Consider the following 13,207-nt stretch of genomic DNA (forward strand, 5'->3'; position numbering starts at 1 on the left):
ACTAATGGTGTGTCATGGAGTCATTGCAATGACGGCCCTGTCTGGCTCAGTCACCTCCAGAACCATCAACGGCTTACCGATTCCTGGTCGATCTTGGTGCCGGAGTGCTACTCATTTCCGAAGATCCGGATTACCGATGAAGACCGATCGATTAGGTGGAGGTGGCGGATGCTGCTGGTTCCTGGATGTCGGTTGCGAGATCAGCCACGATTGTCAGTGTTTGGGCTAGTTTTGTCGCCCACCAGTCGGCGATCGGATCGGTGGTGTCCACATACCATCGCTGTTGGGTTCGAGCAACTTCACCTACGAATTCAAGTGTCATGGCAGGTGATGCGGTGAGTAGCGACTCGAAGCTGAATCGCCGGCCTCCAGGACGAATGCCGAGGGAATTGTGTCTGGCATAGGTTATGAGCGCACAGCGCGGGAGAATGAGTCCGGATGCGACGGGCGAGAGCAGGTAATCGAGGAGCGCGCTCGTCTCGGTTGTTGCGTCAAGTGCTGTTGGTGGATACCGAACCTCGGGCGCAGTACGTAGTAGGTAGGGTAGTGATGCTGGGGGAGGGGTCTCGTTGCGCCAAAGCGCATCGACCGCAAGCAAGAGATCGCCGATGCGTTTGAGTCCCACCGGTGCATACGTTTGCACCGCACGGGCGTACGTGCCCATCCAGGGGCGAAGTGACTCATAGTAGATTGCTCTGGCGCGATCGGGATTGTCGCTTCGCGTCAGCGCCGCGACCAAGCGCAGGAGAAAGGCGAGTGCATCGGGTTGCGCCGGCTGGATCTGTCGAGGCAAGTAGCTGGCTAAGAGGTCGCGCAGGTAGGCGACCGGCTCACCTCCAAGCACCGGTCCGATGGTTAGGTAGTAGCTCGCATAGGGCGGGAGATCGAAGTCGAAGAGTTCGGTAAACCCATCGGTCGTCCACTCTAGCTCGAGTGTCTCAACGATCGCCGGGTGTGGATTCGGATTCTCGGTCACCTCGGCAAGGGCGTCGAGAAGCTCAGTGGTTAGCGCATCGTGCATCATAAGGGCCGATCTACGTTGCATCCATCGGCAAGGCGAAGGCCTCGGCACTGGGCTTCAATGGGCGCAGGAGCCAACGCGGGCGACGTGTGCCATCAGGTGAGACCTGTCGAGCGGACTGGGTGAGATGCATCCAGCGTTCGAAGATCGCCTTTGAGCGCGCCGTGTCCACGTGTACCTCTCCGTGGAGATCACCCGGTTCGGCCTTGGTGATGGTGACCACCTGATGCCAGCAGTGCATACCCGATACCGGGTCCGGGTGGACGCCGAAGGTGAGATTTTGATGGACACCAATGTCGGTCCACCAAATGCGAGCCGTGTCGGGATCGTCCGATTCATACGGTGCAGCACCTCCGTGTGGTGCCAAGCCCCATTGAGTACCTTGCTTTTGTAGGCTGACCGAACGCATCATCGCAGATGAACCGAGATCTCCAATACGCCACCGGCCCATATGATGCGAGCAAGCGACGACCCCGGGCCGAATGCCCTCAGTCACCCAGGCCTTGGCCACGAAGTAGCCGAGGTCGGTGTTGACGCGCACGAGATCACCATCACCCACCGCAAGGCGCTGCGCATCACTCGGGTGGATCCACACCGGGTTGGTATGCGCAATCTCGTCAAGCCACTTAGAGTTTGCGGAGCGCGTATGAATCTGCACCGGTAATCGGAAGGTCGATATCAGCGGAAACTGATCCTGGGTAAGGCGATCTGGATGGACGTGGCTTTTGATGTACGTTGGCAGCGCGTAGTCGCTCCAGCCCCAATCGGCCAAGGTTGTCGAGTAGAACTCAAGCTTGCCAGATGGGGTCGGAAAGCCCCGTCGAACCACGCCGTCAACGACAACGCCGACCGGGCGCCGACCGTCATCGTCTGGAGCGGGGTCGCCGGTGGGAACAATGTTGGGGGTCAGAGGTTTGGGAGCTCTAGAGTAGACCCTTCCAGTGTTAGATACGACAAGGTCCTCTAGCTCTTGGGCGGGAACCTCTTGGGCAAACACCTGGCCTACACCGTTGCGGATCTCAAATGCTCCATAACGTTGCATGTAACCAAGCGGGGTTAGACCTTCCTCGGCTGCCTTCTCAGGCAAACCTGGGACTGAGTGCTCGAACATCCAGCTGTAATACTCCTCGACGGTGAGCTTGTTCCCGGGGTGGCGTTTTGACTCGAAGTGTTGGCGTATGCCGAGCGAGCCGTCGGGATCGATTCGCCAGGACAGATCGATATAGAACTCATTCTCCTCCCAGACCTCCCCAGGGTTGACCTCTCGGGTGTCGTGGACACGGCCACCAAGGCGCTCACGAGCGACCTTGAGCACCGGCTGACGGAAGCCAAGCCACTGTCCGTCGTACTGCTCATAGGAGAAGGTGTCGTGGCGCTCGGATGCGTGACCCATTGGGAGGATGTAGTCTGCGAAGAACGAGGTCTCGTTCCATGTCGGTGTGAGTGCTACGTAGCAACCAACTTTGCGTTCGTCAAGGAGCATCTCAATCCATGAGAAGCCATCCGGGTTTGTCCACACTGGGTTGTACACCCTGGTCATGTAGACCTCGAGACGGCGCCCACTGCGTTCGATGAGGTGGGGCAGCAGGTACGAGAGTTCGTTCATCGCCAACGGGAAGTCGAGCGGCCACGACAGCTCATTCCAAACCTTTGGATGTGGTGGGGTGTGGATCGGTCGGGGAACAAACTTGTTCCACGCGTTCAAATTGGTTCCACCTTCGGTGGCCACCGCCCCAAGCAAGGCATTTAGCAGGAATGTCGTCCTCGACACTTGCCATCCGCCAAGGTTGCCAGCCGCGGCAGAGCGCCAGTTGTGACTGGCGAGCGCCGTCTTCGCATCGGCGATGATCTCGGCAGCCTCACGGAGGGTCGCAACATCGACACGGGTTTCAGCCGCAGCAAACTCAAGGGTGTAGTCTGCATAGAGACGCTTGAGGTGACCTTCAAAGTTTTCAAACGTTTGTGGTTCACCAGGTGCATAGGCCCCAAGGTACTCCTGCCAGTTCCACCAGGAACGGACAAAGTCGCGGTCATAGCGATCATTTTGAATGAGATAGTTGGCAAAGGCCAGGTTCATGGCCGCCTCAGTGCCCGGCCACGGCGAGATCCAAAGATCAGCGTGGGTCGCGGTATTGGATAGACGAGTGTCGACAACGATGAGTTTGGCGCCGCGCTGACGCGCCTCGGTGATGCGTTGCGCGTGCGGATTGAAGTAGTGACCGGTCTCTAAGTGTGAACTGATGAGATAGATCACTTTGGCGTTGGCGAAGTCAGCACTCGGGCGATCGATCCCGCTCCAATAGTGGTATCCAGCGCGACCTCCCGAGGAGCAGACGTTGGTGTGCGAGTTATGGCCATCGACACCCCAGGCGGCCAGCACGCGCTCCGTGTAGCCGTCCTCTCCAGGGCGACCGAGGTGGATCATGATCTCGTTTTGGCGCTCTTCGAGAATGGCGGTGCGTAGGCGCGTCGCGATGTCACGCAGTGCCTCCTCCCAGCTGACTCGCTCGAAGCGTCCCTGACCACGGGGCCCAACCCTTTTGAGCGGATACAGGATCCGATCGGGATCGGTGACCTGGTTCAGCGTGGCGGGTCCCTTGGCACAGTTGCGGCCCCGCGAACCGGGGTGCTCGGGATTGCCCTCAAACTTGCGGACCTGGAGGCTATCGCGATCGACATAGGCGAGCAGGCCACAGGCGGACTCGCAGTTGAAACAGGTCGTTGGGATCAACATGGAGTGGTGCTCGACGCGCTTGGGCCACTGCTTCGAGTCAAGCTCCACCCAGTCATCCCAGCGCTCTTTGGGTGGGAAGCTCGCAAGATCGACGTTCGATGGACCCTGGTAGAAGGTTTCACCGGCTTGGGTGATCACCTCGCGTTGGGTCCGAAGGCGTTCGCTCAGTCGTTTGAGTTCATTCACTGATCACTCCCTTTTGAGATGGTGTTGATGTGGTTCGAGGTCGCCAGCTGGTCTTGTTCGTACGAATCAGGCAAGTGGGACCGCTTGACCTGCTTGTACAAAGGCGTGTTCGAGCGGGAGAATGCACACAAGGGCCGCGACTCCGAGATCGATTCCCACCACCGGGGTGAGGATGGCGATGACATTGAGGATGACGCCAACGATGAAGAACCACCGGAACCGGCCCCGCGTCATCTCGTAGGATGCAAGGTGTGCCTTTGCCGTTGGATGGGTGATCGTCGCTTCGCCGATGACCATCAAAAGGTTGAGGATCGCCAAGGCACTCACGATCCGATCGATGTAGGCAACATGAAGGGGGTTGGCTGCGGCAACTCCGAAGAGCGTGACGGCCGAGCCGACGAGGAGCGCCTGGACGACGAGATGGGGTGGAAGGAGCGGATTTTGCCACAGATCCCGTGCCTTGGCTTGGGCGAAGAGAAACGCGGTGTAGAGCGCGGCCAGGCAGGCCAATGGGATGCCGGGGATCGCGAGCACCTCCTCGAAGGTGCGAGCATGCGCGATTGCCGCGATCAAATCGAGTACGAGTACACCTCCGAAGAGCATTAAACCCCAGGCTCCTCGCACCAGCCAACTTTGAGCACGTCCCTTGAGAAAGATCAGGTGAAAACGCTCAGGGTGCTTTAGGTCCACGATGAGAAGGACACCGGTAATACCGAGGAACACCAGCGCTGTGATGGGGCCGACAAAGCGGACGACCGGTGACGACCAAGGCAGGCGACCGAGCAACGCCAACACGATCGGTACGAGGTAAGCTCCTGCGGCGATTCCCTTGGTCCAGGTGTAGAGGCTAACCTTCCAACCCCACGGTGCCGAGTGAGCAACATCGTAGGCGAGTTTGGCCTCGGTCGAGAGATTTGAGTCGTGGAAGCTAGATGGGTGGCCCGACACAGCGAGGTTGGCACCGCGTTGAATCTCGGACCACATGTAGGTGTCACCATCGGGTCTGCGTGCTGCGATCGGGTCGAGGGTCGCCTGGTGGGCGCCCTTGTAATACAGTTTGGGACGGGTTCCTTTCTCTGGTGCTCGCACTGACACACTCTGGCGATGGATGATCTTGGTTGCGGCGGCGTTATCATCCTCAAGACGTCCGATCATGATAGCTTCTGTCGGACAGACCACCACACAGGCTGGCTCCAAGCCGACCTCGAGTCGATGGGCACAGAAGTTGCACTTCTCAGCGGAGTGATCCTCCGGATTGATGAAGATTGCATCGTAGGGGCAGGCAGCCATGCACGCCTTGCAACCGATGCAGATGGACTTGTCAAAGTCGACGATACCATCATCTCGTTGGTACATCGCGCCGGTCGGACAGGCAGCAACACACGGTGGATTTGCACACTGATTGCACCGCGTGACTTGAAAGTTGCGGCGTACCTGTGGAAAGGTTCCAACCTCAACCGCCTTGACGTAGGTTCTCGTCACACCCAGTGGTACGTCATTTTCAGATTTGCAGGCCGTCGTGCAGGCGTGACATCCGATGCACTTCGTCTGGTCGAGCACCTTGACCCACGTCTCTGTCAGTTTGTTCGATTCGGTTAGCAACTGGTCCCCTTTGCACAGTAGTGCCGATCTAGCCTGGTGCTATCTTATTGCTGTCCTCGCGGTGTCGCGAGTCCGCTGACTCGCGTATCGCTTAACCCCAACCACGGTAATGGCGTCGCAATAATGGCTATGAGCAGGGGGTTTACGATGCCTGGACGAGCTCGACTTGAACCTTGCATTCCTGTTTTGTGCGACTACGTGTTATCGCGATTGGGGTGGGTGAGATATCCGTCCACTTATATCGGTGTCCGTACGATATCGGTGACCGTGTTAAATGGCGCCCGACGACGGGTTGACCATGCATAGAGGGCCAGAATGGCCGTAACCAGCAGCGAGAAGCCCCCAAGAGCGAATGAGGGGCCAGTGCGAGGTGCTCGATATCCCAAGACGATGGCGTGCGTCCCTCGCGGAACGGCAATCGAGATGAGACCATGATCGTTGTGCAGTGCAAGGTGTCGGCCATGAACGGTCGTGGCGATCCAACCAGGTGCGTAGGCAAGGGTTGTCGCCAGCTGTGTCGACGACGACGCCGTCAATGTGACACTCACGGTACCATCTGTTGCCTGGGTTTGCGAGGCAATGGTGACGCCAGGGCCGGCGCGAACAAAGCCGGTGATCGGATTGCGGCTCAGAAAATCCAGGGAGCTAAAGCGACCTTGAAAGGCCCGCCACTCGAGGGGATCCACATGGTTTACCAGCGGTCCAGCCACCTGTAAGCGTCGCGATCCCGCCATGACAATGAGATCGATACGACGGGAGGCTGTTAACGTGTGCACTGATCGCAGCTGAACCGAGGCCAAGAGCGTGTTGTTAAAGGTTGGAGGAAGGGTGACGTGAATCCAGCCGTCAGCGGCGACGTGTGCTCGGGGGTCCGCCGCGGTCACACCACTGGTACTGGTTGCGCTGACGCCCAAGGTATGGACGCCTGGGCCTGCATCGATGAGAAGCGATGTGGCGTTGCGGATATTTCCAACAAAAAAGGCACTTGACCCCCGAGCTGCGAGGATTGGTCGATTGGGTCGAGCGGTGCGTTTGACCAATGACAGGTGAGCGATGGGGAACCGGAAATAACGACGCGACGTGATCAGGAGGTCCATGTTCAACTGCGAATGATAGAAGGAAATGAGGGATGGGTCGAGTGTTGACTGGACTTTCGTCTGGGTGATGTTGTTATAGGTAGCCAAAGAGAGCGACGCGTACCCTTGGATCGAGTTTGTGTGAGTGAAGACGTTGCGATCGAGCTGCTCGTTGGCGACGATTGTCCGATCGTAGAGATACAGATTCGGGTCATAGAGGCCATAGCGCTCAGAGCCGTGGATCAGTGCGCTTGCAGCTGGCGCCGCCGGGTTGCCGGCAGGTTGATAGAACGCAGGCAAGACCACGAATTGGACGGCCATGCCAAGAAGATCAACGATGAGGGCGCCCAGCAAGATTCGACGGATTTGCATCGCTGACCGGGTCGGGGCCAGCGTTGTTGACATCGAGGTTTGGGGTCGATCTGTGGCCGATGGATTGGTGATGCGCTGATGCCATAGCATGGGCCCGAGGACAGCCCACACGATGATCATTTCGAGGACGATATAGAGCCGTATCTCGAGGAGGCCAATGCCAGTCGGGATGGTGGCCGCATCGACCAGCTGAAAGAAAAAGGTCGGTGCTGCGATGATCGTCACACCGAGCACCAAGGTGAGAAGGCCGAGGAGTTCTAGAAGAAGCGTTGTGACGCGACCCAGATGGCGGAGTCGACCATGATGCCAATAGTACTCAGCACCCCCAGCGGCCAGGAGAACCCCAGCGAGGTCGACATCGATGATATAGCGGGAGGCGAGTCGCTGGAGGTTGAACAGGGGCAGATGATAGATGAGCACGGCAAGGGGTGTGTCTGAGCCAAGGGCGAGCACGGCAGCCACGATCATAAGGGTCACCAGAAAGGTCTTGGCCCAAGGCTTGATCGTCGGTAAGCGTCGTGTCGAGAGCGCGATCAACGCGAAGACAAGGCCGACGGATGTGATCGCGATCGTGATCTCGGAGGGGTTAAAGTTGCCGAAGTAATTCGGTAGGTAGCCCCCGCTATAGCCACCATAGGCGAAGGGAAAGACAATAAGCGGTAAAAACCGGTAGCCAAATGGTCCAACGCCGGCGTAGCTAGCCGGAAGATGTGCACGGTTCGAGATGGCCGTATAGGCGAGACCGGGTATCCATTGGGGGGCGGCGATGCCAAGTGCGAGTGCGGCGGCGATGGCGACAAGCACGACTATGCGAAGGCCAATGTCGCGATAGATGAGTCGGACGACGAAGAGGACGCCAAGCGCCACCAGCGCGGCCAACATCGCCTCAGGGGCACCGGCGAACACGGCACAGGCAAAGCCGATGGCCAGTCCAAGGGCATAGAGCATTTGGTTCGCTCGATCATCGGTCTCGACGAGACGGATCAGACACAGGAGGGCCACGAGCGATGCGAGGTCTCCTTCGATCATGTCGATATGCACGACTTGGGCGGTGAAGGCTCCGCTACCTACGAACACGACCCCAGCCCCGAGCGCAAACCAGCGGCTGATGCCGATCGCCTCGGCGATTTTGGTGACCATCAGCTCGGCGCCGAACCAGCAGAGCGCCAAGGTAATTGTCATGGCAGCGTTTGCCGGCAAGATGACGAACAACACGATCAGGGGGAAGAGGGCACCTGCATTGAACCCGGCAAGTAGGGGAGTCCCATCCCAGTTAAAAGGGTCCCACGTTGGGAGGTGTCCCGCCCGATAGTCCTGTCCCACCAGCCAACGGAACGAGGTATTTTGTGTCGCGTTATCGCCGAGGATCGGAGGGTGGCCGAGGAGGGCCGGCACGATAATCGTAAGGACCGGCAACAGCGCGAGGATCAACCAATGGCTATAGGTCTGGTGTGGTCGGCGTCGTTCCTCGGTGATCACAAGGGGGCGATCCAGCGTTCTCGCACGTAGGTCCGAAGCGCGGCTCGTAAATAATAGAGTCCGTAGAGCACGTTGGTGGCTTTTTTGGAGTGACCCGCTACCCGTTTGGTCATCGTGACCGGGAATTCATGGATGCGAGCACCGGCAAATGCGGCTGCAATCAGCAGTTCAGACGATTGATACTGAGGTTGATCGAGACGCAGCCGTTCAGCAAGGGCTGCGCTAAAGAGACGTAGACCCGATGAAGTATCCGTGACCTTGACGCCGGTGAGTCCCGAGATGAGGGTCGCAAAGACCGTGACACCGAGATCACGCACCGGATCACCGACATCGGTGGAGCCAAGTACTCGTGATCCTTGGACGAAGTCCGCCTGGCCTGTGACGAGATACTCCAACCCGGTGGCGAGACCTTCGGGTGCCCACTGGCCATCCGCATCGATGACGCCGATGTAGGTAGCACCCAGGCGTAAGGCAACGAGGTAGCCAAGACGAAGCGCCGCTCCTTGACCACGGTTGATGGGAGTCTCACAACAGAGTGCCCCGTTGGCTAGGGCGACCTCACGGGTATGATCGGTTGAGCCGTCGGAGACGACCAGGATGGTAGGGGCAACACCATCGAGTGCGGCAGGCATCGATCGAAGAACCGATGGTAGCGCCTCCGCCTCGTTATATGCGGGTATCACAATGAGAACATGGACCCTGTCAACCTTGACTTGAGGGAGGTACTCCTCAAGCGTCATTCGATCGATGGGGTCGAGGGGTTCGCGAGCATCGATCGCGAGTGGCCGAGTCACGCGCATCGTGTGTGACAACTCCTTACCTATCGGGTACCGAATGACGAACTATTCGAGCAGGCGCCGAACCCCACCATGTCGTTGGGTTGCCCTTTTGAAAGGGCCCCCCAGGCGGCGTCGGTCGCCTACCGCAACCAGGATATGCCTGTCCTGCGGATCTACTCTAGTAGCCACGTCAGCTTCGGGGCATACTATCGTCCATGTCAGAGCCTCAACCTAGCGTAACATGGAGCCTGATAGCGAGGTTGCCCCCAAATTTTGTGATCTTCGAAGGGATTTTGTTTTTTCTCTCGCAGTGGTCGAGTTGACTGCTATAGTATTTGGAGCACTAGATGTAGTGTTGTTTGCCCGGCGGTGACGCTAATTGTGGGGTTGACAGGGCAGACTCAGTGGGAGGTTATTTGATGAAAACGCAGTTAAAGGGCCTGGAGCGCCATTTTACGTCAAAGGGGACGGATCCTTTTGCTTGTGTGGTGTGGGAACAACGAGATGCCAAGATCTCCAACTATCGCACCGGAGCAGTCGCCTTTGAGCAAAAGGGTGTCGAGGTGCCAAGCACTTGGAGCATGAATGCCACCAATATCTTGGCACAAAAGTACTTCCGTGGTGCACTCGATACGCCTGAGCGCGAAGGCTCCCTGAAGGCTGTCGCGAACCGGATCGTAGACACGCTGACGAACTGGGGTGAGAAAGACGGCTATTTTGCCGATCACGACGAGGCCCGAACCTTTGCTGATGAGCTCAAGTACCTGTTGGTTACCCAACGGGCGGCGTTCAACTCTCCGGTCTGGTTCAACATCGGCGTTCAGGGGGTACCTCAGCAGGGGTCAGCGTGCTTTATCCTCTCGGTCGATGACACCATGGATGCTATCTTGAACTGGTACCGTGAAGAGGGTGTGATCTTTAAGGGCGGTTCCGGCTCTGGTGTGAATCTGTCGCGGATTCGATCCTCACTCGAGCATCTCAACGGTGGCGGCACTGCGTCGGGGCCGGTGTCGTTCATGCGTGGGGCGGACGCGTCCGCTGGGACCATCAAATCGGGAGGCAAGACACGGCGAGCTGCCAAGATGGTGATCCTCGACGTCGATCACCCAGATATCGAGGAGTTCATCTGGACGAAGGCCATCGAGGAGCGCAAGGCGCGCGCGCTCGAGGCAGCCGGGTTCGATATGGGTGTGGATGGCAAAGATGCCTTCTCGGTACAGTACCAGAATGCCAACAACTCCGTACGGGTCAGTGATGAGTTCATGCAGGCGGTGCTCGAGGGGCGCGACTGGGAGTTGCGAGCCGTCACAACGGGCAAGGTACTACGTCGGCTACCAGCTCGTGATCTCATGCGTCAAATCGCACAGGCAGCTTGGGAGTGTGCCGACCCGGGTGTGCAGTATGACTCCACCATCAACCGGTGGCACACCACGCCGAACGCAGGCCCCATCAACGGGTCGAACCCTTGCTCCGAGTATATGCATCTAGATAATTCGTCCTGTAATCTCGCATCGGTGAACCTGCTGAAGTATCTCGACGACGATGGGAACTTCGATGTCGATGGTTTCACCCATACCGTGTCGCTCCTGATCGTGGCTCAAGATATCCTCGTTGGTAACGCCGATTATCCGACCGAGAAGATCGCTAAGACCTCGCGGGCTTACCGTCAACTCGGGATTGGTTATGCCAACCTTGGAGCCTTGTTGATGGCGCTTGGCATGCCGTATGACTCTGATGCCGGGAGAGCCTATGCTGGCGCCGTCACCGCTATCATGACAGGCTATGCCTATGACACCTCTGCGAGGCTCGCCGCGCGCGTCGGCGCCTTCGACGGCTTCGCCAACGATCGCGATGGAATGCTGCGCGTTATTGGCATGCACCACGAGCACGTGGCAAAAATCGACTCGTACTACGTACCGCCAGAGTTGATGACCGCTGCCAACGATATTTGGCACGAGACGGAGGAGCTCGCTCAGGCTCAGGGGGTGCGTAATGCGCAAGTCTCACTGTTGGCGCCCACGGGCACAATTGGTCTGCTGATGGACTGCGATACCACCGGGATCGAGCCGGATCTCGGGTTGGTAAAGTTCAAGACCCTTGTGGGTGGTGGAACCATGACATTCGTGAACCAGACCGTTCCTCGCGCGCTTCGATCCCTGGGTTACGGACAAGAGGCGATCGACTCCATCATCGCCTACATCGATGAGCACAAGACGATCCTGGGGGCTCCGGCGCTTGCGAAGGAGCATCTGCCGGTGTTCGCCTGTGCGATGGGCGATAACGTGATCAGCTATCGCGGACACATCGCCATGATGTCGGCCGTGCAGCCGTTCCTGTCGGGAGCGATATCCAAGACCGTCAACCTTCCTGAGACAGCGACGGTTGAGGATATCGAAGAGGTATACATCGAGAGCTGGCGCCTTGGACTGAAGGCGGTCGCTATCTATCGCGATAACTGCAAGGTTGGTCAGCCACTTCAGACCATGCGCAAAGAGGAGCCGGCCACCGCCGGCGAAGTCGATGCGCTGCGCCAACAGCTCGCGGAACTCGGTGCGCGCTCCAAGCGCGAACGGCTACCGAGGCATCGGCAGTCGCGGACCTATGCCTTCCAGGTGGCGGACGCAGAGGGGTATGCAACCGTTGGCGAGTATCCCGATGGTCGTCCGGGTGAGGTCTTCATCAAGGTTTCCAAGCAGGGATCGACCCTCGCGGGAGTGATGGATGCATTCTCGATCGCGGTGAGCCTCGGTCTCCAGCACGGGGTTCCTATGGAGACGTTCGTGCGCAAGTACGTGAACATGCGTTTCGAACCTGCAGGCATCACCGACGATCAAGACATCAGAATCGCCTCAAGTTTGGTCGATTACATCTTCCGTCGCCTCGCTATCGATTATCTGGACTCTGAGACTCGAGAGGAGCTGGGCATCCACACGACCGCAGAGCGAACGCGAAGTCTGTTGTTCCCGGCCGATGATTCACTGACCCCCTCGACAAGAGAGATTGACGAGAGCTACGGGGCCTCTGCCACACCGCTCCCTCAGCTTGACGAGGTCGTGGTGCCGTTCGCACAGGTGGACGCCCCGTATTGTTACTCCTGTGGCAACGTCATGCAGCGGTCCGGGTCGTGCTTTGTTTGCTCAAGCTGTGGGACAACATCGGGGTGCTCGTAGCCTTGAGGGTTCTTGGAGTGTCTTCCATTGCTTAACTTAGGAAACGCCTGACGGCGTCTCAGCTTGCTTGCATGTCGTCCCGCCCTCACCCCGATTACGGGATGAAGGCGGGACATGTCAGAACCCCAACATACGATCCTAGTTTATTTAAGGCGATGTGTTGAAAGCGCCCTCATGGTGTCATCGGCTTAGATACTACGTCCGATCGTGGTCGATCCTTGGGTTATCGAGTGAGTTTCTGGTGTAGGACCCTCCAGGGTGAACGATACGGATGTCCCCGATATTTGGTGGACGGGGAGTCTATGACGATCCTGCCCAACGCTTGCCCCGACGATACGTAGGTTGCGTCTTTCTTATGGGGCTACCAGAATCCGTACGGTACTTGTAACGCGATATCTTGTATGGTCGCGCAACGGCTGCGCCGAGGCCAGGAATGACCAGCATCGTCCAAAGGGAACCTACGCATCGGCCCAGTATGCGCGCATTGCCAGACGACGAGGGCCTAACAAGGCAGCGGTTGCGCTCGCCAACTCCATGTTAAACGTCGTCTGGCATCTCCTCACCAATGGAGAACTCTACCAAGATCTAGGGGCTGATTACTTCGAGAAGCACAACGATCCCGAAGCTCAGGTAAAGCGACTGGCTAAGCGGATCGAGGCTTTCGGGTTCGACGTCACCGTAACCGAGAGGGTCGCCTAGCTCGAACGATTCACGAAACCTCTACCACTCTCGCATCGTGGGGTGCTTAGGTCTTGTCGTCCCAATTCTCCAGGTGGTGGGGCATTACA

7 protein-coding genes are annotated in these 13,207 nt (G+C 58.2%); 2 read left to right on the forward strand and 5 right to left on the reverse strand.

The annotated features are described in order from the left end of the window. Window positions 1-151 precede the first annotated feature (151 nt). The 5 genes from MP439_10585 to MP439_10605 all read right to left on the reverse strand — a co-directional run bounded on the left by MP439_10585 (window position 152) and on the right by MP439_10605 (window position 9,270). Window positions 152-1,045 (reverse strand): molecular chaperone TorD family protein, encoded by an 894-nt coding sequence (locus MP439_10585; GenBank protein MCI2976500.1) that lies wholly within the window; start codon window positions 1,043-1,045, stop codon window positions 152-154. Then, window positions 1,035-3,941, reverse strand: coding sequence for a molybdopterin-dependent oxidoreductase (locus tag MP439_10590; protein ID MCI2976501.1), 2,907 nt, complete (start codon window positions 3,939-3,941; stop codon window positions 1,035-1,037). Before MP439_10590 ends, MP439_10585 begins: the two co-directional genes overlap by 11 nt. A gap of 66 nt (window positions 3,942-4,007) precedes the next feature. Beyond that, window positions 4,008-5,543, reverse strand: a complete 1,536-nt coding sequence (gene nrfD / locus MP439_10595; GenBank protein MCI2976502.1) for a polysulfide reductase NrfD — start codon at window positions 5,541-5,543, stop codon at window positions 4,008-4,010. Window positions 5,544-5,779: 236 nt separating this feature from the next. Further along, the gene (locus MP439_10600; GenBank protein MCI2976503.1) at window positions 5,780-8,470 is read right to left on the reverse strand and encodes a hypothetical protein; all 2,691 of its coding nucleotides are present in this window, start codon (window positions 8,468-8,470) and stop codon (window positions 5,780-5,782) included. Further along, window positions 8,467-9,270 carry a glycosyltransferase family 2 protein gene (locus MP439_10605; protein ID MCI2976504.1) on the reverse strand — a complete coding sequence of 268 codons (804 nt, stop codon included), beginning with the start codon at window positions 9,268-9,270 and terminating at the stop codon, window positions 8,467-8,469. Before MP439_10605 ends, MP439_10600 begins: the two co-directional genes overlap by 4 nt. Before the next feature lie 398 nt (window positions 9,271-9,668). On the opposite strand from MP439_10605, the gene MP439_10610 reads away from it, so the two are divergent. Both MP439_10610 and MP439_10615 read left to right on the forward strand, forming a co-directional pair. Further along, the gene (locus MP439_10610; protein ID MCI2976505.1) at window positions 9,669-12,419 is read left to right on the forward strand and encodes a vitamin B12-dependent ribonucleotide reductase; all 2,751 of its coding nucleotides are present in this window, start codon (window positions 9,669-9,671) and stop codon (window positions 12,417-12,419) included. Between the two features lie 342 nt (window positions 12,420-12,761). Continuing rightward, entirely contained in the window at window positions 12,762-13,118 is a 357-nt protein-coding gene (locus MP439_10615) for a hypothetical protein (GenBank protein MCI2976506.1), read from the forward strand. Window positions 13,119-13,207: the final 89 nt, after the last annotated feature.

The sequence above is a fragment of the Ferrimicrobium sp. genome, assembly GCA_022690815.1.
Lineage (GTDB): Bacteria > Actinomycetota > Acidimicrobiia > Acidimicrobiales > Acidimicrobiaceae > Ferrimicrobium.